At 58.8% G+C, this 24427-nt stretch carries 20 protein-coding genes; 10 read left to right on the top strand and 10 right to left on the bottom strand.

Going from position 1 to position 24427, the window contains the following annotated elements; genetic code table 11:
* Positions 1-1248, top strand: a complete 1248-nt coding sequence (locus DDZ17_RS14515) for a heme biosynthesis HemY N-terminal domain-containing protein (RefSeq protein ID WP_116367669.1) — start codon at positions 1-3, stop codon at positions 1246-1248.
* 155 nt (positions 1249-1403) lie between these two features.
* Complete coding sequence (locus DDZ17_RS14510; protein ID WP_116367668.1) at positions 1404-2687, top strand: acetyl-CoA hydrolase/transferase family protein; 1284 nt, start codon at positions 1404-1406, stop codon at positions 2685-2687.
* On the opposite strand, the gene ubiD is transcribed toward DDZ17_RS14510, so the two are convergent.
* From ubiD to trxA, 3 genes are all read right to left on the bottom strand, one after another.
* Entirely contained in the window at positions 2676-4175 is a 1500-nt protein-coding gene (gene ubiD / locus DDZ17_RS14505; protein WP_116367667.1) for a 4-hydroxy-3-polyprenylbenzoate decarboxylase, read from the bottom strand. The genes DDZ17_RS14510 and ubiD overlap by 12 nt on opposite strands.
* Positions 4176-4268: 93 nt before the next feature.
* The gene (rho, locus tag DDZ17_RS14500) at positions 4269-5537 is read right to left on the bottom strand and encodes a transcription termination factor Rho (RefSeq protein ID WP_116367666.1); all 1269 of its coding nucleotides are present in this window, start codon (positions 5535-5537) and stop codon (positions 4269-4271) included.
* A 282-nt stretch (positions 5538-5819) separates the two neighbouring features.
* Positions 5820-6146, bottom strand: a complete 327-nt coding sequence (gene trxA / locus DDZ17_RS14495; protein ID WP_116367665.1) for a thioredoxin TrxA — start codon at positions 6144-6146, stop codon at positions 5820-5822.
* A 131-nt stretch (positions 6147-6277) separates the two neighbouring features.
* Between trxA and DDZ17_RS14490 the strand changes: the two genes are divergently transcribed.
* The gene (locus DDZ17_RS14490; RefSeq protein ID WP_116367664.1) at positions 6278-6604 is read left to right on the top strand and encodes a GIY-YIG nuclease family protein; all 327 of its coding nucleotides are present in this window, start codon (positions 6278-6280) and stop codon (positions 6602-6604) included.
* Here DDZ17_RS14490 and DDZ17_RS14485 read toward each other — a convergent pair.
* Positions 6596-8509, bottom strand: coding sequence for an ABC-F family ATP-binding cassette domain-containing protein (locus tag DDZ17_RS14485; RefSeq protein ID WP_116367663.1), 1914 nt, complete (start codon positions 8507-8509; stop codon positions 6596-6598). The genes DDZ17_RS14490 and DDZ17_RS14485 overlap by 9 nt on opposite strands.
* A 57-nt stretch (positions 8510-8566) precedes the next feature.
* Between DDZ17_RS14485 and DDZ17_RS14480 the strand changes: the two genes are divergently transcribed.
* Together DDZ17_RS14480 and DDZ17_RS14475 are read left to right on the top strand one after the other, a co-directional pair.
* On the top strand, positions 8567-9034 hold the full coding sequence (locus tag DDZ17_RS14480) for a TIGR02444 family protein (protein WP_116367662.1): 468 nt from the start codon (positions 8567-8569) through the stop codon (positions 9032-9034).
* 198 nt (positions 9035-9232) lie between these two features.
* Positions 9233-9994, top strand: coding sequence for a BamJ family beta-barrel-assembly machinery protein (locus tag DDZ17_RS14475; protein WP_116367661.1), 762 nt, complete (start codon positions 9233-9235; stop codon positions 9992-9994).
* A 669-nt stretch (positions 9995-10663) separates the two neighbouring features.
* On the opposite strand, the gene DDZ17_RS14470 is transcribed toward DDZ17_RS14475, so the two are convergent.
* Complete coding sequence (locus DDZ17_RS14470; protein ID WP_157976658.1) at positions 10664-11689, bottom strand: phytanoyl-CoA dioxygenase family protein; 1026 nt, start codon at positions 11687-11689, stop codon at positions 10664-10666.
* A 284-nt stretch (positions 11690-11973) separates the two neighbouring features.
* Here DDZ17_RS14470 and DDZ17_RS14465 point away from each other — a divergent pair, with 284 nt between their 5' ends.
* Both DDZ17_RS14465 and DDZ17_RS14460 read left to right on the top strand, forming a co-directional pair.
* A complete protein-coding gene (locus tag DDZ17_RS14465; RefSeq protein WP_116367659.1) occupies positions 11974-12900 on the top strand; it encodes a helix-turn-helix domain-containing protein in 927 nt (308 codons plus the stop codon).
* Between the two features lie 540 nt (positions 12901-13440).
* Positions 13441-14664 carry an NADH:flavin oxidoreductase gene (locus tag DDZ17_RS14460; RefSeq protein WP_116367658.1) on the top strand — a complete coding sequence of 408 codons (1224 nt, stop codon included), beginning with the start codon at positions 13441-13443 and terminating at the stop codon, positions 14662-14664.
* Here the strand turns inward: DDZ17_RS14460 and DDZ17_RS14455 are convergent.
* Positions 14661-15791 carry a helix-turn-helix transcriptional regulator gene (locus DDZ17_RS14455; RefSeq protein WP_157976657.1) on the bottom strand — a complete coding sequence of 377 codons (1131 nt, stop codon included), beginning with the start codon at positions 15789-15791 and terminating at the stop codon, positions 14661-14663. The genes DDZ17_RS14460 and DDZ17_RS14455 overlap by 4 nt on opposite strands.
* A 196-nt stretch (positions 15792-15987) precedes the next feature.
* Here DDZ17_RS14455 and DDZ17_RS14450 point away from each other — a divergent pair, with 196 nt between their 5' ends.
* Together DDZ17_RS14450 and DDZ17_RS14445 are read left to right on the top strand one after the other, a co-directional pair.
* On the top strand, positions 15988-18204 hold the full coding sequence (locus tag DDZ17_RS14450; protein ID WP_170150216.1) for a TonB-dependent receptor: 2217 nt from the start codon (positions 15988-15990) through the stop codon (positions 18202-18204).
* An 80-nt stretch (positions 18205-18284) separates the two neighbouring features.
* Positions 18285-18713 (top strand): hypothetical protein, encoded by a 429-nt coding sequence (locus DDZ17_RS14445; RefSeq protein WP_116367655.1) that lies wholly within the window; start codon positions 18285-18287, stop codon positions 18711-18713.
* A gap of 371 nt (positions 18714-19084) precedes the next feature.
* Here the strand turns inward: DDZ17_RS14445 and DDZ17_RS14440 are convergent, their stop codons facing one another.
* From DDZ17_RS14440 to gshA, 4 genes are all read right to left on the bottom strand, one after another.
* Positions 19085-19567: an Rsd/AlgQ family anti-sigma factor gene (locus DDZ17_RS14440; protein ID WP_116367654.1), complete on the bottom strand. Its 483-nt coding sequence runs from the start codon at positions 19565-19567 to the stop codon at positions 19085-19087.
* Positions 19568-19650: 83 nt separating this feature from the next.
* Positions 19651-20157 carry a disulfide bond formation protein B gene (locus DDZ17_RS14435; protein WP_193940605.1) on the bottom strand — a complete coding sequence of 169 codons (507 nt, stop codon included), beginning with the start codon at positions 20155-20157 and terminating at the stop codon, positions 19651-19653.
* A gap of 153 nt (positions 20158-20310) precedes the next feature.
* Positions 20311-20922, bottom strand: coding sequence for an acyl carrier protein phosphodiesterase (locus DDZ17_RS14430; protein ID WP_157976656.1), 612 nt, complete (start codon positions 20920-20922; stop codon positions 20311-20313).
* Positions 20923-20933: 11 nt separating this feature from the next.
* A complete protein-coding gene (gene gshA, locus DDZ17_RS14425; protein WP_241505900.1) occupies positions 20934-22520 on the bottom strand; it encodes a glutamate--cysteine ligase in 1587 nt (528 codons plus the stop codon).
* A 169-nt stretch (positions 22521-22689) separates the two neighbouring features.
* Here gshA and DDZ17_RS14420 point away from each other — a divergent pair, with 169 nt between their 5' ends.
* Positions 22690-24417 carry a BamA/TamA family outer membrane protein gene (locus DDZ17_RS14420; protein ID WP_157976655.1) on the top strand — a complete coding sequence of 576 codons (1728 nt, stop codon included), beginning with the start codon at positions 22690-22692 and terminating at the stop codon, positions 24415-24417.
* Positions 24418-24427 lie beyond the last annotated feature (10 nt).

The following is a 24427-nucleotide window of genomic DNA, read 5'->3' as shown; positions in this document are numbered from 1 at the left end:
ATGCGCCGCGCCTTCGTGTTGATATTACTCGCCCTCCTGCTGGGGGTGGGTGTGGTGGCAGTGATCGAGACCGACCCGGGTTATGTGCTGCTGGCCTACGGCAACTACACGCTGGAAACCAGCCTCTGGGTGGGTTTGGTATTGCTGCTGGTAGTGGTGCTGGTGCTCTATTTTGCGCTGCGCCTGCTGCGCAAGCTCATCAGCGGCCAGCATTCGGTGGCCCACTGGATGGGCGCGCGCAAATCGCGCCAGGCGGCCCGCCTGACCAACCGCGGCCTGATCGCCTTTATCGAGGGCAACTGGCAGAAGGCCCGCCGCCAGCTGCTGCGCGGCGCCAGCCACAACGACGCCCCGCTGATCAATTACCTGGTGGCGGCCCGCGCCAGCTACCGGCTGGGAGACAGTGAAAAAGTGCGCGAATACCTCGGTGCCGCCGAGCGTTCCGACGCCGAGGCCGGCATCGCCGTGGAGCTGACCCAGGCGGAGATGAAGCTGGATGCCGGCCAGTACGAGCAGGCCGCCGCCACCCTGGTGCGCGCGCGGCGCAACGCAGCCAAACACCCCCATGTGCTCAAGCTGCTGTGCCAGGCCTACCGCGGCCTGGACGACTGGGACAGCCTGGCCGCCCTGCTGCCGGACCTGGCCCGGCACAAGGTGATGCCCAGCGACGAGTTGGAAAGCCTGGAGCGCACGGTGCACCTGCGCCGCCTGCAATACAGCGCCGCCCGGGCCGATGGCGCCGCCGATGCCCTGCACGAGCGTTGGCAGAGCCTGCCGGCCCCGTGGAAGCGCGACCGCGATCTGCTGCGGGCCTACGTGGCCCTGCTGATTACCCAGGATGCCCACGCCGCCGCGGAGAAGGTCTGCCTGCGGGCCCTCAAGCAGGATTGGGACAGCGAACTGGCCCGCCTGTACGCTTTCGTGCACAGCGACAATCCCTCCCGGCAGCTGGCCCAGGCCGAGGGTTGGCTGGCGGAGCACCGCGAAGACGCCCAGCTCCTGCTGTGCCTTGGCCGCCTGTCGGCGCGCAACGAACTGTGGGGCAAGGCGCGTGATTACCTGGAGGCCAGCTACCAGCTGCGCCACACCCCCGAGGTGTGCGCCGAATTGGGGCGGCTGCTGGGTGCGCTGGGCGAGCCCACTGTCAGCGCCCGTTACTTTGAAGAGGGCCTGCTGCGGGATGTCAAACTGCCGGAGCTGCCGATGCCGGAGCGCGCCGCGCCCAAGCGCCTGACGGCAGGTTCCTGAGGCCGTCTCCTGAGCTAGTCTCTTCAGGCAGGCGCCTTAGTTGGGCTTTTGAGATAGGCTTTGAGATAGGTGCCTTAGATAGGAACGCCTTGGTCAAGCACCGGCCCGCGGCGCGGCCGTGGGCAGTCAGCAGGCCATAGCGCCGGGGGAAGCGCATGACGCGTTGGGTAGAATCGGCCGCTGAAGCCGTCAGCGGTATCCGCTCCGGGGATGTCATCTGGAGCCACTCCATGGCCGCCACGCCGCTGGTGCTGCTGGACGCCCTGGCCCAGCACGCCCGCCAGTGCGACAACCTCACCCTGCTGCAACTGCACCTCGAACACGCCACCGCCCTGGCCGACCCGGCGCTGGATGGCCACCTGCGCTGCCGCTGCTTTTTTGCTGGTCGTGAAACCCGCGACCTCATCAACCAGGGGCTGGCGGATTACGTGCCAATCTTCCTGTCGGAAATTCCGCGCCTGATGCGCCGCGGTGAACAGCCGGTGAATGTCGCCCTGATCCAGGTGTCGGAACCCGACCGGCACGGCAACTGCTCCCTGGGCGTGTCGGTGGAGGTCACCGCGGCGGCCTGCGAGGTGGCCGATCGCATCATCGCCCATGTGAACCCCAACGTGCCGCGCACCCTCGGCGACAGCTTTGTTCACATCGACGCCATTGACGTTGCCTATCGCGAGGCCTCGCCCCTGATCTACCACGAGGTGCACGAGCCAGGTGAGATCGACCGGGAGATCGGCGCCCGGGTGGCGACCCTGGTGGAAGACGGCGCCTGCCTGCAGATGGGGATTGGCAGCATCCCGGATGCCGCCCTGGCCTGCCTTGGCAGCCACCGCGACCTGGGCGTGCACACGGAAATGTTCTCCGACGGTGTGCTGGGGCTGTTGCAGCGGGGGGTGATTACCAACAGCCGCAAGAAAATCGGGCGGGGGCGGGTGGTCACCACCTTCGCCATGGGCAGCCCTGCCCTCTATGACTTTGTGGACGACAACCCCGAGGTCGCCTTTCTGGATGTGGAGTTTGTGAACAGCCCGGTCACCATCGCCCGCAACAAGCGGGTCACCTCCATCAACAGCGCGATCCAGATCGACCTGACCGGTCAGGTGTGCGCCGATTCCATCGGCCACCGGATTTACTCCGGGGTGGGAGGCCAGGTGGACTTTGTGCTTGGCGCCGCCCATTCCGAAGGCGGCAAGTCGATCATCGCCCTGCCCAGTACCGCCCGCGGCGGCAGCATTTCGCGACTGGTGCCGAGCCTGGCTACCGGCGCCGGGGTGGTCACCACCCGCGCCCAGGTGGACTACGTGGTGACGGAGTATGGCATGGCACAGATGCGCGGGCGCTCGCTGCAGGAGCGGGCCTCGGCCCTGCTGGCCATCGCCCACCCGGACTTTCGCGAAGACCTTGCCCGCCAGGCGCGGGAGGCGCTTGCGCTACGGATTTGACGACGGGGCAGCAATGCCCAGTTCATCCCAGATGGTGTCCACCCGTGCCTTGACGGCGTCGTCCATCACAATGGGGCGGCCCCATTCGCGGGTGGTTTCCCCCGGCCACTTGTTGGTGGCGTCCATGCCGATCTTGGAGCCCAGGCCCGACACCGGCGAGGCGAAGTCCAGGTAGTCGATGGGCGAGTCGTCGATGAAGGTGCAGTCCCGGCGCGGGTCCATGCGGGTGGTCATGGCCCAGATCACGTCCTTCCAGTCGCGTGCGTTCACGTCGTCGTCGGTGACAATCACGAACTTGGTGTACATGAACTGGCGCAGGAAGGACCACACCCCCAGCATCACCCGCTTGGCGTGCCCCGGGTACTCCTTGCGCATGGTGACAATGGCCATGCGGTAGGAGCAGCCCTCGGCGGGCAGGTAAAAGTCGGTAATCTCCGGGAACTGCTTGCGCAGGATGGGCACAAAAACCTCGTTCAGCGCCAGCCCCAGCACTGCCGGTTCATCCGGCGGGCGGCCGGTGTAGGTGCTGTGGTAAATGGGGCTCTCGCGGTGGGTGATGGCCTCCACGGTAAACACCGGAAAGCGCTCCACCTCGTTGTAATAGCCGGTGTGGTCGCCAAAGGGGCCTTCGTCGGCGAGTTCCCCCGGCTCCAGGTAGCCCTCCAGAATGTACTCGGCCGTTGCCGGCACCTGCAGGCCGTGCTCCCGGCACAGGGGGGTGTAGCACTCGGCCACTTCCGTCTTGCCGCCGCGCAGCAGGCCGGCAAAGGCGTATTCCGACAGCGAATCCGGCACCGGCGTTACCGCGCCCAGGGTGGTGGCCGGGTCTGCGCCAAGGGCCACCGCCACCGGGTAGCGTTTCCCCGGGTGCTTGAGTTGCCAGTCGCGGTAATCCAGCGCGCCGCCGCGGTGCGACAGCCAGCGCATGATCAGCTTGTTCTTGCCGATCAACTGCATGCGGTAAATGCCCAGGTTCTGGCGCTCCTTTTGCGGCCCGCGGGTGATCACCAGCGGCCAGGTTACCAGTGGTGCGGCGTCATCCGGCCAGCAGGTCTGGATGGGCAGCTGGTACAGGTCGACGGCGTCGCCTTCCTTCACGTGGTACTGGCAGGCCGGGTTGCGCACCAGTTTGGGCCCCATGTTCAGCACCTGCTTGAGCAGCGGGGCCTTGTCCCAGGCGTCGCGCATGCCCTTGGGCGGGTCGGGCTGGCGCAGGTAGGCGAGAATCTCGCCAATCTCGCGCAGGGCATCCACGCTCTCTGCCCCCATGCCCAGGGCCACCCGCTGTTCGGTGCCAAACAGGTTGGCCAGTACAGGTGTACTGTAACCCTTGGGGTTTTCAAACAGCAGGGCGGGGCCGCCGGCGCGCAGGGTGCGGTCGGCGATTTCGGTCATCTCCAGGTGAGGGTCAACTTCGGTGCGAATGCGCTTCAGCTCGCCACGCTGTTCCAGCATGGCGATAAAGCTGCGGAGATCGGAGTAGTTCACTGTCGTCCGGCCTTTCTCGATCAGAGCAGGGGACAGTAACCCCTGGCGGGAAGGGGTGCAATGGATGCCCGCTTGCGCGGGCACGGTGTGTGCTTACTTGCGCTTCATCGACAGGAAGAATTCGTCGTTGGTCTTGGTGTCGCGCAGTTTGTCCAGCAGGAACTCCACCGCCGGCAGGTCTTCCATGCCGTGCAGCAGCTTGCGCAGAATCCACATGCGCTGCAGTTCTTCCTCGCCGGTGAGCAGTTCTTCGCGGCGGGTGCCGGAGCGGCGAATGTTGATGGCCGGGTACACGCGCTTCTCGGCGATTTTGCGATCCAGGTGCAATTCCATGTTGCCGGTGCCCTTGAACTCCTCGTAGATCACTTCGTCCATTTTGGAGCCGGTGTCGATCAGGGCGGTGGCGATGATGGACAGGCTGCCGCCTTCCTCGATGTTACGGGCGGCGCCGAAGAAGCGCTTGGGGCGCTCCAGGGCGTGGGCGTCCACACCACCGGTCAGCACCTTGCCGGAGCTGGGCACCACGGTGTTGAAGGCGCGGGCCAGGCGGGTGATGGAGTCCAGCAGGATCACCACGTCGCGCTTGTGCTCCACCAGGCGCTTGGCCTTTTCGATCACCATGTCGGCCACCTGAACGTGGCGCGCCGGCGGCTCGTCGAAGGTGGAGGCCACCACCTCGGCGCCACGGGCACCCACGGAGCGCTGCATTTCGGTCACTTCCTCCGGGCGCTCGTCGATCAGCAGCACAATGATGTAGCACTCGGGGTTGTTGCTGATAATCGCCTGGGCGATGTTCTGCATCATGATGGTCTTGCCGGCCTTGGGCGGGGCCACCAACAGGCCGCGCTGGCCCTTGCCGATGGGTGCCACCAGGTCGATCACCCGGCCGGTAAGGTCTTCCGAGCTGCCGTTGCCCTTTTCCAGCGCCAGGCGTTGGTCGGGGAACAGGGGAGTGAGGTTTTCGAAGAGGATTTTGTGCTTGGCGTTCTCGGGCTTGTTGAAGTTGATCTCGCCGACTTTGAGCAGGGCGAAGTAGCGCTCGGAGTCTTTTGGGGGGCGGATCTTGCCGGAGATGGTGTCGCCGGTGCGCAGGTTGAAGCGGCGGATCTGGCTGGGGGACACGTAGATGTCGTCGGGGCCGGCCAGGTAGGAGCTGTCTGCGCTGCGCAGGAAGCCGAAGCCGTCCTGCAGGATTTCCAGTACTCCGTCTCCGTAGATGTCCTCACCGCTCTTGGCGTGGCGCTTCAGGATGGCAAAGATAATGTCCTGCTTGCGCGAGCGGGCCATGTTTTCCAGTCCGATCTCTTTGGCAATATCGATCAGTTCCTGGGTGGATTTGGTCTTGAGGTCAGTCAGATTCATAGGGAATAGGAGTGATTTTTGAATTCGGGAAAGGTAAGGCGCTACGAATCGACGTGCCGGTTGGCACAGCTCCGGATGGAGGTCCAGGCGATTCCAAGCAGTAAAAATTACGTGAGTAGCGGATTTATTATTGGCACGGAAGGGTGCAACGGGAGGCAATGTAGCATGCCCCGGTAGACCCGTCTACAGCTTTTTGCGTGTGGGCCGCGGCGTGTTTTGGCGCACGCTCCACAGTGTTTGGGCAGGTTGGCCGGGCCCGTGGGGCGGGCCCGGCCGGCAGCGTCAGATGGCTTCCTGAACGAAATCCGTCAGCTGGGATTTGGACAGGGCGCCGACCTTGGTGGCCTCGGCGTTGCCGTTTTTGAACACGATCAGGGTGGGGATACCGCGAATGCCGAATTTTTGCGGCACATCCGGGTTAGCATCCACGTCCACCTTGCAGACTTTCAGCTTGCCGTCGTACTCAGCGGCGATTTCATCCAGCACCGGCGCAATCATTTTGCAGGGGCCACACCACTCGGCCCAGAAGTCCACCAGCACCGGCAGGTCGGATTTCAGTACTTCGTCTTCGAAGGACGCGTCGCTGACGTGTACGATTTGTTCACTCATCGTGTTCTCCAATTTTGGTTGCAGTTCACGGGGAACCGCCTGAAACAAGGGCTGCTATCATACCACCGGCCCGAGGGGGCACAACCGAGGCCCCTGGAATATTTCGTCATGTGCATAGAGCAGGGGGCTATATGTCCGGTGCCTTTGGAACGCCGGCAGGGGAACAAGTTCACACGGATTTGCCGGACGCTGGCGGCGAGTGGCAGGTGTACATACTGGAGTGCGCCGATGGCAGCCTGTACACCGGCATTGCCCGCGATTTGCAGCGTCGCCTGGCCCAGCACAACGGCGCGCTGGCCGGTGGCCCGCGCTACACCCGTGGGCGCCGGCCGGTGCAACTGCGCTGGCATGCCGCTGCGGCTGACCGCTCCACGGCGCAGCGACGGGAGGCGGCCATCAAGCGCCTGAACCGGGCGCTCAAGTGGGCACTCATCCGCGGTGAGGCAAGCTCAGCCTGAGAATTGTTCCAGCGCTTCCTGCTGTTCCAGCCAGTCGGCTTCCAGGGTCTCCAGACGCTGCTGGAGTTCGCCCTCTTCGCGGGTGAGGGCCGCGATATCCTGCTGCCGCCCCTCGTTGTACAGGGCCGGGTCCGCCAGTGACTCGCGCAGTACGGCCAGCGCCTGTTCCGCCCTGGCCATCTCGCCTTCGAGCTTTTTGATGCGCTGCTGCAGGGGCTTCAGCTGGGCCCGGGCGGCGGCGGCCTGCTGGCGCTTTTCTTTTTTGTTGGCCGCGCTGTCACCGGTACTGTTACCGGCATTGGGCACAGCGGCGGCCTGCTGGCGCGGGGCGTCGTCGTAGCTGGAGAGCACCCAGCGCTCGTAGGCCTGCAGGTCGTCGTTGTATTCGCTGACCCGGCCGGCGTTCACCAGCAGCAGTTCGTCGCAGGTGTTGCGCAGCATGTGGCGGTCGTGACTCACCAGCAGCAGGGCGCCCTCGTAGGCCTGCAGGGCCACTTCCATGGCGTTGCGCATGTCCAGGTCGAGGTGGTTGGTGGGCTCGTCCAGCACCAGCAGGTTGGGCTTTTGCCACACTACCAGGGCCAGGGCCAGGCGCGCCTTTTCGCCGCCGGAAAAAGGCCGGATGGGTGCGGTGGCGGCATCGCCGCGAAAGTTGAAGCCACCCAGGTAGTTCAGCACCTCCTGCTCCCGTGCGCCCGGGCTCAGGCGCTGGATGTGCAGGGCGGCGCTGGCGTCCAGGTCCAGCGCTTCCAGCGTTTGCTGGTGAAAATAGCCGATGCGGCAGTGCTCGCCGCCCTGGCGCTGCCCGGCCAGCAGCGGCAGCTCGCCCACCAGCGATTTGAGCAGGGTGGATTTGCCCGCCCCGTTCTTGCCCAGCAGGCCATAGCGGCTGCCCGGGCGCAGAATCATTTCAACGCCGTGGAGGATGGGGCTGTCGCCGTAGCCAAGGGTCGCTTCGTCCAGGCGCAGCAGCGGGTCGGAGCTTTTGTCCGGCGCCGGGAAGCTGAAGCTGAACACCGAATCCACATGGGCCGGCGCCACCTTCTGCATGCGCTCCAGTTCCTTCAGGCGGCTCTGGGCCTGGCGCGCCTTGGTGGCCTTGTAGCGGAAGCGGCGTACAAAGTCCTCGATCTGGGAGATGCGCTCCTGCTGCTTTTCGTAACTGGCCTGCTGGTTGGCAAGGCGCTCGGCACGCTGCTCTTCAAAGTCCGAGTAGTTGCCTTTGTAGGCGTTGAGGGCGTTGTGCTCAATGTGCAGGATGCGCTCGCAGGTGGCGTCGATGAAGTCACGGTCGTGGGAAATCATCAGCAGCGTGCCGGGGTAGCGCTGCAACCACTGCTGCAGCCACAGGGTGGCGTCCAGGTCGAGGTGGTTGGTGGGCTCGTCCAGCAGCAGCAGGTCGGAGGGCGCCATCAGGGCCCGGGCGAGGTTGAGGCGAATGCGCCAGCCACCGGAAAAATCCGACACCGGCCGGTGCCAGGCGCCCTCGGCAAACCCCAGGCCCTGCAGCAGGCGCTGCACCCGGCGCTCGGCGCTGTAGCCGTCGATGGCCTCCAGTTCGCTGTGCAGCGGGGCGGCGCTGGCGTAGTCTTGCAGCGCTTCCAAGCGGGCGATTTCGCCGCGCAGGCGGGCCAGGGCCTGGTCGCCGCGCAGCACGTATTCGCCGGCCGGCAGGTCGGTGCTTTCCACCTCCTGGGCCATGTGCGCCAGGCGCAGGTTGTTCATGCCCTCGATGTCGCCACCGTCGGCGCCCAGCTCACCCAGCAGCAGGGCGAACAGGCTGGATTTGCCGCAGCCATTGGCGCCGATCAGCGCCAGGCGCTGCCCGGGTTGGATGGTGACGTTGGCCGCATCCAGCAGCAGTCGGGTGCCACGGCGCAGGCTGATATCGCGTAGTATGATCATAAGGCGGCGCATTCTACTCGCTGCACTGCGGCCGAACCAGCTGCCCGGCGGAGGCGCATGGACAACCCATTCTGGAACTATTCACTGGCTCACTACTCCAAACCCGGCGTGGCGCCCCTGTGCCTGGCGGCCCAGGACGAACTGGGCGCGGACGTGAACCTGCTGCTGCTCGCCGCCTGGCTGGCAAGTGCTGGGCGTACCCTGGATGCGGTTCAACTGGCCAGCCTGCTGGCAGCCACCGCCGAGTGGCGCGAGCAGGTGATTGCCCCGCTGCGCGCGCTGCGCCGGCAATGGAAGGGGCTGGCGCAGGCGGCCGCGCTGCGCGAGCAGCTCAAGGCCCTTGAATTGCAGGCCGAGCGCGAATTGCAGGCGTGCCTGTACCGCCTGGCCGCCCAGCTGCCGGGCAGCACCGGTGAGGTGTGTGCCCGCGCCAACCTGCAGGTGGTGCTAAAGGCCACAGGCGCCAGCGCGGAGGAGGCGGGCGAGCGCGCCGGGGCACTGGCGGCGGCGCTGCTTGCTGATTGAGTTTGCCGGCTGAGTTTGCCGACTGAGCTGGCCCGCCGATGAGCGGGCTGGCACCGGAGGCGCCACGGGTAGTATGATCGTGAGCGCTTCGTTTGCATCCCGCCAGTGGTATCGCAGCGGTGTTGGCCCGCCCGGACTGATGCAGCCACGGGTTGGCGGGGCACAAAACATGACATTCATCGACAAATGGAAAACTCTATGAAGAAGTACGCACTGCCTCTGGCCGTGGTTGCCGCTATTGGCCTGACCGCCTGTAACGAAAAGGCGGAAACGCCGGCCGCGGAAACCGCCGCTGCCGAAATCAAGCTTGAGAGCACCCAGCAGCGACTGAGTTACGGCATTGCCTACGGCCTTGGCAAGCGCATGTCTGCCGATGCCGTGCCGCTGGATGTAGACGCCTTTACCGCCGGCCTGCGCGATGCGATGGAAGGCAAAGAAGGCCGCATGACCAACGAAGAAATCCAGGCGGAAATGCAGGCCTACCAGCAGCGCATGCAGGCTGAGGCCGAAGCCGCCCAGGCGGCCCAGGCCGAAGCCAACGCCTCTGCCTCTGCGGCCTTCCTTGAAGAAAACGGCGCCCGTGACGGCGTTGTTACCACCGAATCCGGCCTGCAGTACGAAGTGCTGGAAGCCGGCGATGGTGAAAAGCCCGGCGCCGATGACGTGGTGGATGTGAACTACCGCGGCACCCTGATCGATGGCACCGAGTTCGATTCCTCCTACAAGCGCGGCGAGAGCGTGCAGTTTGGCGTTGGCCAGGTGATCTCCGGCTGGACCGAAGCCCTGCAGCTGATGCCGGTGGGCTCCAAGTGGAAGCTCTACATTCCCGCTGAACTGGCCTACGGTGCCGGTGGTGCCGGCGGCATGATCGGCCCCAACGCCGCCCTGGTGTTCGAGGTGGAACTGCTGGACATCGTCGAGCAGGAAGAAGGCGAAGCCGAAGCCGCCGCCGAGGGCTGAGCCCGCTTTGCCCCGGCCTGCAAACAGGCCGGGGCAATTGTCCTTTCCGACCCCCGCATTCGCGGGGGTTTTTATTTGGGTATCTTAATTACCTAGTGGGCATTTGTAGGTTCACCACCTTCGTAAATCAAATTATCTGGTTGTAATTGTCTTCGTGGCAGATAGCGTTGCCGCCAGATTCAGCGAAGGGGTGTCGAATTAGAAAAGTTACCGCCTTTGGAACCGGCCAAGTGGTGCATTCTGTTCGGTCCTCATCGTCCTCAAAGCGGACAGATTATCTACAGTGTCGCGGGCACAAACTCAGCACCAATTCCTATCTGAATTGATTTCTGAAAAAATCACTTTGCTAAGCTTCGGATCGGCATCAAACCGCAACATTTCATGTAACTGTGCATGCAGAGAAATTAATAAAGTAAGACAAATTAACTCTAGATTCCGCTTGTAATGCTGGAATCGTGCATTACAAATCCATATTTTTTAATTCCACTATGGATGATATTTTAAAGTAGGATTCAATCCAATTTGCCAACAAATTGGATTGAATCCGAGTGTAAACGTGCATCTCTCCCGCATTGGATACTTACATTTATCCGCATCTATGTTTCAGGATTATAAATTTATCACTGTATCTAAATTTTCTGGTAGAAATTTTACTATCCGTGACCATCCTTAACTAATACCATGCGTTGTTTGCTCTTTGGCGACTTGATCGAGACTTGGAATATCCCCGGTACCATATCCTGGAAGAACTTGCTCAAAGCTTTGGAATCGCCCCAGGAGCTGCAGGGTTTCCGGGGCGTAAAATGGCAAGTAAAGCGTACGCCGTTGGTTGGGGCCAGTTGGTGGCGGGCCCGCATGCATCAAACAAGAGTAATGGACGGTCACGTCGCCAGGTGATGTATCTAAGGGGACCGCACGCGGGTGGTCAGTCCCCATCAGCGCCGTATTGTGGACAGAGCGGCCATGAGTGCCTGCGAGCGCCCACAACTGAGAGCTTTGTGATCCCGCCGCATCTAGATGAATTCCGATATTGATAGAGGGACACATGATATTACAGCCCCCGAGACCACAGTCAGCGTGCCAGCCGAGATTGCCTGCGATACTCGGCGCCAGTTTCGCTCCCTCACCGAAGGGCTTCAGCACCGTCATAGCGCCCTGCCCGCGGTCATGTAGAGGGACAAGATTTCTCTTCGAAAGGGCAACAATATCTCGAACAGTAGCGTCATCATCCATTAGAGACCTGATAAGAGACGAACGCTCTGAAATAAACATAAGCCTGTACGGAAACCGTTGCTCTGTGTCCAGGTTCTGAGTCCACCATGAGAATATCTCCCCTTCGCTAGACTCCGAACGAATCCGATCTATTTCAATTGCTATTTCCTCGTAACGATGAGCCATAGCCCCTCGGATTACCAAATAGCCTGCCGTTCGAAGGAAGTGGGACATCTCCTCAGGTTCATCTCCATAATAGAAGGCCTTTTTCAGGTCCAGAGGTGTACCGTCCATGGACAGAAGAGGTAGTGATGGATCAAAGATTTCCCGCCCAGAGTACATACACTGAATGGCAGGAGCCCAGGTGCGCCAATCGTCGATACTCCCACGTAGAAAGCTCACGGCTTGTGACAGGATCAATGATGACGTCGTCCGCAACTCATGAACGTAGTTTTGCCATGCGCGCTCTTGAATCTCAATCACACACTGTGCATCCGCATGTATCCCCTGTGTAATTTTGACCCACCCCCGAACCAGCGCATAACTATAAGCGCGCCCATCAGGGAGAGTAATTGAGAAAGGAGGTACACCCTCCAAATCCCAAGCCACTTTGTCATTGACCCCGGATTTCAGTCGAGCTGGGAGTTCTACTCGATGAAACTCATCAAAATCCCAAGCCTTTAAACCCCACCCACTAAGGTCCCCAACATTCATATCTCTTTTAACTTCACCAAACATTTGACACCCTTTTTTATTTATCCTAATATATGGATTTTGATTCCAATAATATAGATATGAGTGTAGCGCCTTCGCCACCTACGTCAAGGGTCATTGCAATACTAGAGACTCTAGCAACGACACCCGAGGGATTAAGCGCAGTGGAAATAGCGAGGCGGCTAGATCTAAGCACCTCAACGCTTTCCCTCATCCTGATGACTTTGCGAGAGAAAAATTATGTTGAGCGGCTTGACGACCGGTCATACCGATTAGGATTCGGAGTACTGCGCCTGCTAAACGGTGTTGCTCGAAGCTTTCCTCTTCTCGGTATTGCGAACGATGAGCTAAATCGCCTTCACGAAAAGTTTGGTTTTGGATGCACGCTGGCTCGAATAAATGCTGATCGCCAAGAAGTAATAATGGCGGTGGGCTCGACGCAGAGCTTTGGAATTGCTCCAGGCGTAAGCGTCCCTCTCCAGCCTCCTCATGGCACAATCGCGATGGCCTGGCGCTCTAATGAAGATATAGAGAGATGGTTAAACAGTGTCCGGTGGCATGACCCAAACCTGCGAGGTAAACACCAGAAAAAAGTTATGTTCGATATTCGCAAAATAGGCCTAGCCGTGCACGGGATACAAAACAATGTCAATGAGACAATTAATCAGCTGCGCGAGCTATTGACCTCTGTACAAGCAGAAAATCCCAAAGACATTCTTCGTACGAAGCTTGATCAACTCGCAGACATTGTAGGAACAAGAATTTACTCCGCTGAGGAACTCTCGACAGGAGAGTACCTCGGTGTAAGCCATATCATTGCACCGGTTTTTGGGCCAGATAAACAACCTCGGTACCTCATTTCATTGCATGTCATGCAAGACGAAGTATCGGCAGGCGATCTTCAGCAATATTACGAAGAACTTCTTGCGTCAACAAAAGTGCTCTCCAAACAGATCGGCGGAAGTCTTCCGGTTTCATAGCTGAACACCCACGTCACCTAAGGGGAGGTCTTCCACCAGTAACTATACGATTCAGAAGTTGAATCGTGGTCATGGCAGCTGCAAGAGATTATGTTAGAGGTAGTGGTTGATTAAGCACGTGCCAAATTGCCCCATCTTCTTTTAGAAGTATAGGTAACGGTAAGCGGTACTTGCGACGACTGACCTCGAATTGCTTGCCATGACGAACTGACAGTCTCTTAGCATACCAACGACTCAGCGGCATTTCGTCGAGCCAATCTCGCATAATTTAGTGTTAGGTGAAGTTCGGTAAACTGACGAATTTCTAATGCGCAGCGCCGAAACCTTCGCCGAAAATTAGTACTCGTTCCTTCCGCAGATAAAGTTCTACAGGCTGAGTGGCACCGGCTTGCAGCACGTTATATTTATTTTGTCTTAGTTAGATATGCCCCCAATGGACCAACAGACCCTGTCATCCAGATAGGCCAAATGGCCCATGAGACTCTATAGCGCCGCTCTTAAGCTGGCCATTGGTAATCGCCGTAAATCTTAGGAAGTGAAATGACCACCATGACCGCTGAAGGGTTAGACATTTTGGCCAGCTCATCTGCATTAGGTCCAATTATACTCAAGAATCGAGTGATAAAATCCGCAACTTTCGAAGGGAAAACGCCCAATGGACACCCGACAAAGGCGCTAATAGATCTTCATACAGAAATCGCTCGCGGCGGCGTAGCCATGACCACTGTTGGCTGCTGCAATGTATCTGTGGACGCACGTAATCTGGATAACCAGATGTATTTACACACAGACCTACATCACGGCCTCAAGGAGCTCTGTGACGAGGTGCATAGAGCTGGAGCCAAGATATCCGCCCAATTGACTCACTGCGGCTTCTTCAAACAGAACAAACCTCAAAGCACTCGCTTCACCTTGGCACCCTCATTTCAATTCAACAAGTTGGGAGCGCCGAATGGTAGACCATTTGCAATCAGCATGTCCCAGAAGCAGATCCAAAGCCTTCTGGGGGATTACTGCGGCGCAGCCGAGGTTGCCGTCAAGGCTGGTTTTGATTGCGTGGAAATACAAATGGGCCACGGCTATCTTCTCAACCAGTTTCTTAGCCCAGACCATAACCGACGACGCGACCAGTACGGCGGAAGTGCAGAAAACCGCATGCGACTACCTTTATCTATAGTCAAAGGAGTCAAAAAGGCAGTCGGTAATAACGCTGCTGTTATCGCAAAGATTAACCTTGATGATGCTGCCAAAAATGGTCTTAGAATTGAGGACTACCTTGGAATCGGTCGCCGACTGGAAGACGCGGGAATTGATGCCATAGTCACCAGTGGAGGCAGGAGTTCCGGTGACACATCATTTATGTTCAGAGGTGATAGCCCGATACCTGCAATGGCTAGACTTCAGAAGAATCCAATTAGCAAGATCGCCTTGAAGTTGTTTGGCCACATGCAGTACCGGGCAACTCCCTACCATGAACTTTACTTCATGGAATTGGCAAAAAAATTACGCTCGGTAGTGGATTGCCCGTTGGTCTATCTAGGAGGCGTAAGTAGCCCAGCCTCAGCAATCGAAGCTATGAAGGAAGGGTTCGAGTTTGTAGCGATGGGAAGGGCATTAATTAAAGACCCCAACTTTATGAACAACCTGCTACAGAACAGCGATTACACAAACGGGTGTACTCACTGTAATCAGTGTGTGGCTTTAGTGTATAGCCCACAGGGAGTGCACTGCGTACTTAATCAGTCAACGAAATGTGCTGTTTAACTCAGCAATACGACGCTCTGATAGATCAGCCGAACTAAGTTGGCTTGTCGATTTATCCCGGTTTTCTCATAAATATTCTTTGAATGATTCCGGGCAGTTCTCTCGGATATAGAAAGTTCTTCAGCTATTTCCGCCAACGATTTACCATCGGCCAGCAATAGCGCAAGGCGAGATTCCGCTTGAGTTAATCCAAATAGATCTGAAATTAATCGAATTGATGTGGCACGACCACAACTATTACTCCCGCTCAAATACAAATTTGACAAATAGATTGCTATCGCCGGCGCCATTTCTCCGTAGAAATAAGCGTGCTGCGGAATGACGCGCAGTAACGCAGAGACAAGATACTCGCTATCACGATCAAAGCGGCATAATTTTACTGCCTCTTGACCGCTATTACGCAACGATAGTAACTCATTAATTGAATTCTGTAGAATCCTGTTGTCAGTAGCTGAACTGGCCTTAAGGCGTTCGGAGCGTAACGATACAACACCGCTATCTTCGAGTAATTGTGTGGCGATATCGTTGCGATCAATTACCAATCCTCTATCATTAAGCAAGACCAAACCAATGTTCAGCCGTGACGTCATGTGCTGGTAAAGTTCGGCCTTGCTTTCACTCAGTTTTAGTTGGGAAAATACTGTCATCGCCCGTTCCAGGTGAGGCGCGATTCGGACCAATAAATCACGAACACTCTGATCAAACGGCATGTTTTTTGCCGTTCTAGCCGCGGATATCCAACAACGCATTCCCCCTGGTTCAGAAAAGCTCATTCGAAACGCATGATGGATGCCCAGTGGCAGCAGAAACTCCGTGTAATACCGTGAATCTCGATAGTTTGAAACGTCGCGGAACTCACCTGGTTGAACGTCGCTCGACCTGGTAGGGTCTATATCTAAATAGTGTTCGTTGTAAAGACGATTGAGCACGACCCAGTCAAAATCACAATCTTCTGCATCGGCTCTTACGCTAATCTCTATGCGGTCACTACTGCTCGGCATGAGAACAAGTGCTACAGCTGTAGCATCCAAATGAGTCCTTAGCAGCTCAGTAAAGCTTAGCCAAGGCTTTGGTTCGAGTGGCCCTTGATAAATAGCCGACATCAACCTCTCAAAGAGATCAGGCATACACCGCTCCAACTTTTCTATTGTCACTGACAATAGTAACCCGGAGTGGGCCAAATGGCTCATGCGCCGTGGGCCATACGCTAATAGAGTACCTAAGCAAGCCACTACGGTAATACCAGTTCACTGCCAAGAGCGGAGGACGGGTCAAACCCGAGAAAAGCTGGCGTCACATAAAAAATACGCGTGGAGATTGGATATGCCGCAATGCCATAAATTCTTACCCTCAATAGTTCCTCAGGTCATTGCTCTTGGATTCAGCTTGCCAGTTGTAGCAGAAAACAACTTACGACTGGAGGAGGTTGTCGTAACGGCGCAGAAACGCAGTGAATCGACTCAAGACATTCCTATTGCAATATCTGCCTATAACAATCACACATTAGAACTCAAAGGAGCAAACGATTTTGCGAAACTTGCCACTACACTTCCCGCGTTGAATTTTTCTGTGTACCCGAGCAGCAGTGATGCACTGATAATGTATATGCGTGGACAGGGCGCCAATGATGTTGGACAAATAACGCGTGAAGGGGCCGTCGGCGTCTACATTGATGGCGTGTACATGGTGCGTCCCCAATCAGTAACTATGGATCTAGCCGATATTGAGCGGGTAGAGGTTCTGCGCGGCCCACAGGGCACGCTCTATGGACGAAACACCACCGGAGGCGCGGTCAATATCATCACAGAGAAGCCAGCCGGGGAACTGGGATTTAAGCAATCATTGAGTATTGGAAATCGCGATTACTGGCGTAGTCTCAGCGTTGTAGACCTTCCTGAAATGGCGGGTATCGCTACCAAATTTTCTTATGTGAGCAGCGATAAAGACGGCTACGTCGATAATATAGGTGGCTCGCCAGACTACGGTGAGAATCGGCAACAGGGATTTCGATTTTCAGCTCGTACAGATTTAACCGATCAGTTCAGCATAGATTATGCATTTGAAAACACTGAACTAGAATCGTCACCCATCTACTATCAGAATGACCTGCTTGCATCGCCGACCTATCCGACTTCCCCCCATACAAAGACACCACGTGCTGCAGACATGGAACTCGGTGACACCGAGACTACGGGACATACGTTAACACTTGATTGGTCGATATCCGAGAAACTTCAATTGGAATCCATCTCCCACTACAGTGAACTGGAGTCGGTGTACTATCAGGACTACATGGATGCTGCCTTCGTATATTCTTACTACACGTCAATGGATGATATTAAAAGTAGACAGTTTTCCCAGGAATTTCAGTTGGTAGGCAATGCACTCGATCAGCGCTTGGAATATGTGACTGGACTGTACTATTTTTCCGACAGCGCGAGCCACGCCCAAACTCTAGGATTGCTCGACCTGCAAGACAACTTTGACCCCGGCAACAATATCCCATCACCGCTCAATTTACGTTATCACCGATATGTTACCACTGACAATGAATCCAGAGCTGTCTATGGTCAAGGGGCCTATACGCCACATGTTCTCGATGATCGTTTAACCTTTACTTTTGGGATGCGTTATACGGAGGATACACGTTCCGGTGTCCGTGATCTGTCAGCCGAAGTGTTTGAGTACAGCAGCACTTTTCCGGTCGATGTCGATGTCGAGAAAGCAGTCGATTACGAAAGCTTTGACCCATCGTTGTCTATTCAGTATCAGTGGACTGATGACTTAGTTGGCTACGCCAGAGTATCTACAGCTTACAAGTCGGGCGGCCTTGCAGAGTCCTCTGCAGACTTCACCATCTCCTATGACCCAGAAGAAATAACCAGCTATGAATTAGGGATAAAATCATACTGGCTAGATCGCCGGCTTCGTCTCAACACCGCTGTATTTCTCTCTGATTACCAGGACATGCAGTTGGATTTGTCTCCAGACCCAGCGCAGATACAGGTGGTTAATACATATAACGCAGGCTCTGCTGAGATTAGCGGATTTGAGCTGGATATGCTGATGCAGCTAACACAGAACTTACAGATCAGCGTCGATTATGCTTTTTTGGATTGGACCATAGAAGAAGTATTAAATCCTGCCAATGGCTCTGACATTACAAGCCAGTTCTCACTACCCTATGCCCCACGACACGCTTACAACATCGCTCTTAATTACAGCATTGATACTCTGGCTAACAGCCTCACTGACTTTTACATTTCCTACAGCTGGCAGGATGAAACCTACATGAGTGCCAGCACCACTGCAGACCCAACTATTAAGGAATTCTGGACTCGTGATGACTTTGGTCTGGTCAACGCTAGATTAAGCATTGGTTTTGACGAATTTTACAACGGTAGCCTTCGCTTTGCGCTGTGGGCTAACAATCTTATCGATAGCGAGTATGAAGCCCATCGATTCACTGCTGGTATTGGGAGTGCTGTTGCCTGGAACGAACCTAGAACCTATGGATTGGATATTATTTTCGATTACTGAACAATGAATCGGTACCTGTGTGTCAGCGAGAGATGGTTGGCATAGAAAAATATCAGTAGTCCCATGGACAGGAGCAGACTATGACTTTAGTTCTCGTTATTCACCTACTAGCAGTTGGCGTCTGGATAGGTGTGGTCGGCGCAGAGTGGGTGATTGAACGCGATGGGACTGCCAGTCCAGAAGCGAATCTACGAGCCGCAAGCATGCATGCAGTCACCGATCTGTGGATAGAACTGCCTGCCCTGCTTGTTATACTTGGCACAGGCTTACTTATGCTACAAGAGCGTCACTTCGAAGGGCTGTTTTTATACAAGCTGATCTTCGCAATGCTGGCGATCCTATTCAACCTGATTTGCGTATACGCCGTTTTTAAACGAAAGAAATGTCTTCAAACTGACGATGCCAAGGGCTTGGCGAGGGCTAGCCGCTATATGCTAATTAGCACCGGAGTAATTCCATCCTTTGTATTGGCATTTGGACTGGGAATTTACATGTCCGGCACAGGGTGAAGATACTTACAAATAGCAGTTCACAAATGGTCATTAGGCAACATTGGAGTTAACGTATCGAAAGCCAAGTTAAACATAAATCGATCAATGACAGAATGTCTGCTTCGTGGCGACAGCGGTAGATCGTTAGTCTGCAATCTTCAGCCGCCGAGGACACTTTAGAACGATTCATTGTTTGTACAGTTATCTGTGTTTTACACAATAATGCGATGTTGTTGCCATTGCCCCGCTGAATTTTAAATCCCAGCCAGCAATCATTTGTTGATACGAATTGTAGCCATCCGTTCCAGCCAGATAATTTGGATACCCTTTTATTTCTGGGGAGGGTGGGGCCGATAGCGCTGGCCACTAGGCTGAGCTTGCAGTGGCCGCTAGGCCGAGCGTGCGGTGGCAATCTGCCGCCGGTGCCGGTTGTGCAGGCCGGCGATCAGCCGGTCCTCCAGCTCGAACCGCAGCTCCAGCATTTCGCCCAGCGCCGACAGGTCGCGCGTGACTGTTTCATCAATGCGGCTTGTGCCGGTGTACTTCTCTTCGTAGGCGAGAATGACTTCGGTGGTGTCGCTGATGGCGGGTATCAGCTCCGCCGCCAGGTTGCAGCTGCCGTCGTTGAAGCGCTCGGCCTCCTCCACCAGTTCGTGGAACACTTCAAAATGCCCGGCGGAGATGTAGTCCACCAGCAGGCTGCACAGGTCGAGCTGGCGGCGGTGCAGGCTGGCGGGGGAGGGTTCGCCGTCGAGGGCGACAACCACGGCGGTGTAGTGGGTGAGCAGGGCGCGCCGCTCTTTTAGCCAGGCGGTCAGCAGGCGTTCTACCGCTTCGAATTGTTCCCTTGGATCTTCACTGCGGTGTGGCATGTCCCGGCCTCGTTCGCACCATGGCTTGGCCGACTACTATAAGCCGCCCGCCGGGAGGGCGGCAATAGCTCGCCGCGTGCGGCTCAGGCGGTGGGCCGGGGGCGCAGCATCTGCCACAGGCTGGCCAGCAGCATGACAACAAACAGCAGCAGGGTCTGTTCCGGGATGGTGAGGCCGAGGAAGGTCCACATGGTTTCGGCGCAGTTGCCATCGCCCATCAGCACCATGCTCACGGTTTCCGAAAAGGGCAGGGTTTCCAGCATGTACTCCAGCGAGGGGCCGCAGGCGGGCACCTGGTCTTCCGGCAAATGCTGCAGCCATACATGGCGGCCGGCCACCGCCGCGCCGAAGGCCGCCGCCAGCAGGCACAGCCCGGCGTACAGCCGGCGCCCCCAGCCGGGCGGGTTGTGCAGGGCCGCCAGCAGGGCGAACACGCCCACGGCAACCACGGCAACGCGCTGGGTCATGCACAGGGGGCAGGGCGCCAGGCCCAGGTGCTGTTGCAGGTAGTAGTAGGCAAACAGCATGGAAACCAGTGACAGCAGGGCAAGGCCGAAGAAGACCAGGCGGGGTGACAGGGATTGCAGCATGATGATGTGTGTCCTTACCAGGGGTGCGCGGCTACGGCGGCTACGTTAGTGCCTTTCGTTGGGCGGCGCAATGTGCGGCGCGCGCCCGCCATGTCGAGTGACAGCCGGATGACAGTCGAGTGACAGCCGGGTGACCGTCAGGTGGCTGGGGCATTAGTAGGAGTCGCCCGCGCCAGATTGGTTCAGTCGCCGGCGGAAATCAGCGGCAAAGTCCTGCAGCTGCGGATAAAAGTCCACAAAGGCCGCTTCCATGGCCGGGCGCAGGGGTTGCAGGTGCGGCGCTAGGCCCGCCAGGGCGTTGCCGCGGCGCAGGCGCTGGCCGATGCGCTCGGCGGTGCCGGTCACTGCGTCCCAGCGATGGTAGGCGTTGAGTATGTCGTAGTCCGTAAGGCGCTGGGCCATGCGCTGGGCGCCGGGGCCCAACTCCGGCTGGCGCGCCTGCAGCACGCGGTACACCGCGCGGCTGAAGTCCGGCAGTGGGTGCGGGTGGTACTGGCGCCAGTTTAGGCTCAGGTAGTGGTCGAAGCTGATATCCGTGACGATGCCCGCATAGCGGCGCAGGTGCGGCGGGAACTGCTGGCGCAGGGCCGCCAGTACCGGGTGGCTGTCGGTGTAGGCGTCCACCGCCCGGTGCAGTTTGACCCCGGCCTCGATGTCCCGGCTGCACTGGCCGCACAGGGGGCCCTTGAGATAGTCGCCCTCCAGCGCGCCCGCCACCAGGCCCGGGTCCGGCCAGGCGAGGTGGAAGTGGGCAAGGAAGTTCACGGTGCCGCGGTTCAGACCGCCTCGTACTGGGCGTAGAAGCGTTCCAGGTAGGCTTCGAAGCTGATGTTGTCGGCGGCCTCGATAGCGCGCTGGGCGGCCAGCGATTCGCTGCTTTCGCGGACGAAGCGCTGGTGGCTTTCAGCGGCCAGTGGCGCGCTGCGAAAGTACTCGGCCCAGTGCTGGCTCTGGGCCAGGGCCCAGCGAAAGTAGGGCAGGTTGCGCTCGGTGAGTTCCCGCAGCACCCGCGCCGACGGGGTGAGCGCCGGGTCGTCGACCTTGGCCTGCTGGGCTTGCAGGGCCGCCTGGTAGGCCTCGCCGCCGTGGGCGGTATCCAGCAGACCGGCCAGCTGGCCGATTTCGCCCAGCAACTCGCTTGCCCACTGCTGCAGCGTGCAGCTGTCGTGCCGGCGCGCCAGCGCCAGGCCCGGTTCGCGGCCGCGATTGACGACCGCCGACAGGTTGGCCTGGATACGGTCCTGCTCGGCCTCGTCGCAGGCGGGGCTGTCTTTAAGCAGGCAGAACAGCAGGAAGCTGTCGAGAAAGCGGATCTGCTCGGCGTCCAGCCCCACCGGGCTGAAGGGCGACACATCGATGCAGCGCACTTCCACGTATTCGATGCCGCCGCGGCGCAGGGCGCTCAGGGGCGTCTCGCCCGAGTAGGCCACCCGCTTGGGGCGAATGGTGCTGTAGAACTCGTTCTCGATCTGCAGCAGGCTGGTGTTCAGTTGCTGGTAGTCGCCCTGCTGGCCGCTGGGAATGTGGCGGTATTCCGGCCGCGGCTGCATGATGCCCTGGCGCAGGGCATCCACGTAATTGTCCAGGCTGTTGTAGCACACCCGCAGGTCGCGCTGGGCCACGCTGCTGTAGCCAAGGTCGCCCATGCGCAGGGCGGTGGCGTGGGGCAGGTAGAGGGTTTTGCCCTCTGGGTCCAGGGCCTGCAGGCCGTGGCCGTCGCGCCCGCGCAGGAAGCTGGCGCACAGCGCCGGCGAGGCGCCAAACAGGTAGATCAGTAGCCAGGAGTAACGGTGGAAGTTGCGAATGAGCCCCAGGTAGCGGCTGGTTACCCAGTCTTCGAGGGTGCCGCTGGCGCCGGCTTGCAGCCATTCGCGCTGCCAGAATTCGGTAGGCAGGGAAAAGTTGTAGTGGATGCCCGAAATCACCTGCATGGCGCGGCCGTAGCGATGGCCAAGCCCGTAGCGGTACACGGTTTTCATCCGCGCCACGTTGGAGCTGCCGTATTGCGCCACGGGTATGCTGTCGTTGCCGGCCACCACGCAGGGCATGCTGGCGCTCCACAGGATTTCGCCGTCCAGTTGGCTGTACACAAAGCGGTGGATGTCCGCGAGGGTCTGCAGGCTGGACTCCACTCCCGTGTCCACCGGCGTGATGAATTCCAGCAGGGCCTCGGAATAATCCGTGGTGATGGAGGAGTGGGTCAGGGCGGAGCCGAGGGCGGCGGGGTGGGGGCTTTGGGCAATGCGTCCGGCCTCACTGATGCGCAGGCTTTCCTTCTCGATACCGCGGTTGATGCGCTGCAGCAGGGCCAGTGTGTCCGGCGTGGACAGGGCCTTGAGATGTTGTTGCAACTGAGCTGACACTGAGCACTCCTGTCTTATGGGCGGCGCGCCACGCACTTCCCCTGGCCGGCCCGGTGCCAAACCCGGGGCAAGTGTAGCGCCGCGCAGAAGCTGAGTACAGCCGGCGACAGGGGGCATTGCCGGCCCGCGGCGCCCGGGCTATCTTGAGATCATGATAAGGAGGCAGGCTATGGTGCAAGGCGCTGGGGGTTGGCCACTCGGGTGGTGTTGGGGCGCCGCGCTGGCGGCCCTGTTGCTGTGCGCCCTGCCGGCGATGGCCCAGCAAAGCGCCGGCGAGCAGTGCGTAACCGTAGCGGAGCAGGACTATTCCGATGCCTTCCGCTTTCAACCCTCTGCGGCCCACGACGACCTGGTGGCGCGCTTGCCCGCCAACGTGCGTATTCGCAGCATCCGCTACCAGCGCTTTTCCGTCTTCAACATGGAAGACCCGGAAGAAAACAGCACCCTCTACCGCTGGGCGAATGAGCTGCACAGCATCACCCGCGAATGGGTGCTGGAAGATCAGATGCTGCTGCGCGAGGGGGATGTGTTTGAGCCGCGCCGGGCCGAGGAGTCCGAGCGCATCCTGCGCAACCTGCGTTTTATCTACGACGCGCGCGTGCGGCCCTGGCGCTGGTGCGGCGACGTGGTGGATGTGGAGGTGCTCACCCGCGATATCTGGACCTTTACCCCGTCCCTGTCCCTGAGCCGCAGCGGCGGCGAGAACGCCTACGCCATTGGCTTTCGCGACGCCAACTTCCTCGGCACCGGAAAGCAGGTACTGGTGGAGTACGACAGCGACGAAGAGCGCGCCGGTTACACCCTGCTCTATGCCGACCCGGCCCTGTTTGGCAGCCGTTGGCAGATGCGCGCCCGCTACACCGACAACGACGACGGCTACGACCACGGCCTGCGGTTGGAGAAGCCGTTCTTCTCGGTTTATGAGCCCTGGTCCGCCGGCACCAGCCTGGACAGCCAGAAGCTGGAAGAAAAACTGTGGTTTCGTGGCGACGAGGTATCCGAGTTTGATCACGAGCGCGAGCAGTACCGGGTCTACGGCGGCCTGGCCGCCGATGTGCAGGTAGACCAGCGGGTGAACCGCTGGCTGCTGGGCTACAACTACGAGGCCCATAGCTTCGGCTTCAGCGACTCCGACATTCCCCCGGCACAGCTGCCCGAGGACCGCGATTACAGCTATCCCTATATCGGCTTCCAGAGCGTGGAGGACAAATTCGCCGAGCTGCACAACTTCGACTACCTCGGGCGCACCGAGGATGTGTTTGTCGGCGAGCGCTACACCTGGACCCTGGGCTATTCCGCCGAGGGCCTGGGCGCCACCCGCGACCAGCTGGCCTTCAGCGGCGGCTACAGCAATACCCTGCTGGCCGATGACCGCCAGTTCTGGGTGGTGGGCAGCCAGTTGTCGGGCTTCTTCGGCGTTAGTGATCAGGAACTGGAGAACTTCTGGTGGGAAGTGGAAACCCGCTACCAGTACAAGCAGAGCGAGCGCTGGGCCCTGTTCAGCGGCCTGCGCCTGGACTACACCGACGGCCTCACCGACGACAACCAGCTCACCCTGGGCGGCAGCAACGGCCTGCGCGGCTACGATTTGCACTACCAGGTGGGTGACCGCTCCTTCGTATGGAACATCGAACAGCGCTACTACTCCGACTGGCACCCCTTCCGCCTGCTGCGGGTGGGCTTTGCCGCCTTTGTGGATGTAGGGCGCGCCTGGTACGAAAACCGCGACAACGGCTCCAACGGCGGCGTGTTGGCCAACGCCGGGTTTGGCATCCGGTTAAATTCCAGCCGGGCGGAAAAGGGCTCGGTGATACACATTGATTTCGCCTTCCCCTTCGTGCGGGACGACGACGTGGATGATGTGCAGGTGCTGTTTACGGTGAAGGAGCGCTTCTAGCCGTTACCTA

This window comes from Parahaliea mediterranea (assembly GCF_003402235.1).
Taxonomy (GTDB): Bacteria; Pseudomonadota; Gammaproteobacteria; order Pseudomonadales; family Halieaceae; genus Parahaliea; species Parahaliea mediterranea.
The sequence above is the reverse complement of the archived record's forward strand: the minus strand, read 5'-3'. Positions and strand labels throughout refer to the sequence as shown.

Excerpts from the sequence above, each read along its gene's own strand:
- DDZ17_RS14515 (WP_116367669.1), top strand. The coding sequence starts at position 1 with ATGCGCCGCGCCTTCGTGTTGATATTACTCGCCCTCCTGCTGGGGGTG.
- DDZ17_RS14480 (WP_116367662.1), top strand. The coding sequence starts at position 8,567 with ATGGACAACCCATTCTGGAACTATTCACTGGCTCACTACTCCAAACCC.
- DDZ17_RS14460 (WP_116367658.1), top strand. The coding sequence starts at position 13,441 with ATGACCACCATGACCGCTGAAGGGTTAGACATTTTGGCCAGCTCATCT.
- DDZ17_RS14490 (WP_116367664.1), top strand. The coding sequence starts at position 6,278 with ATGTCCGGTGCCTTTGGAACGCCGGCAGGGGAACAAGTTCACACGGAT.
- trxA (WP_116367665.1), bottom strand. The coding sequence starts at position 6,146 with ATGAGTGAACAAATCGTACACGTCAGCGACGCGTCCTTCGAAGACGAA.
- DDZ17_RS14510 (WP_116367668.1), top strand. The coding sequence starts at position 1,404 with ATGACGCGTTGGGTAGAATCGGCCGCTGAAGCCGTCAGCGGTATCCGC.
- DDZ17_RS14455 (WP_157976657.1), bottom strand. The coding sequence starts at position 15,791 with ATGCCTGATCTCTTTGAGAGGTTGATGTCGGCTATTTATCAAGGGCCA.
- rho (WP_116367666.1), bottom strand. The coding sequence starts at position 5,537 with ATGAATCTGACTGACCTCAAGACCAAATCCACCCAGGAACTGATCGAT.
- DDZ17_RS14485 (WP_116367663.1), bottom strand. The coding sequence starts at position 8,509 with ATGATCATACTACGCGATATCAGCCTGCGCCGTGGCACCCGACTGCTG.
- DDZ17_RS14420 (WP_157976655.1), top strand. The coding sequence starts at position 22,690 with ATGGTGCAAGGCGCTGGGGGTTGGCCACTCGGGTGGTGTTGGGGCGCC.
- DDZ17_RS14440 (WP_116367654.1), bottom strand. The coding sequence starts at position 19,567 with ATGCCACACCGCAGTGAAGATCCAAGGGAACAATTCGAAGCGGTAGAA.
- DDZ17_RS14435 (WP_193940605.1), bottom strand. The coding sequence starts at position 20,157 with ATGCTGCAATCCCTGTCACCCCGCCTGGTCTTCTTCGGCCTTGCCCTG.
- DDZ17_RS14450 (WP_170150216.1), top strand. The coding sequence starts at position 15,988 with ATGCCGCAATGCCATAAATTCTTACCCTCAATAGTTCCTCAGGTCATT.
- DDZ17_RS14445 (WP_116367655.1), top strand. The coding sequence starts at position 18,285 with ATGACTTTAGTTCTCGTTATTCACCTACTAGCAGTTGGCGTCTGGATA.
- DDZ17_RS14465 (WP_116367659.1), top strand. The coding sequence starts at position 11,974 with ATGGATTTTGATTCCAATAATATAGATATGAGTGTAGCGCCTTCGCCA.
- DDZ17_RS14475 (WP_116367661.1), top strand. The coding sequence starts at position 9,233 with ATGAAGAAGTACGCACTGCCTCTGGCCGTGGTTGCCGCTATTGGCCTG.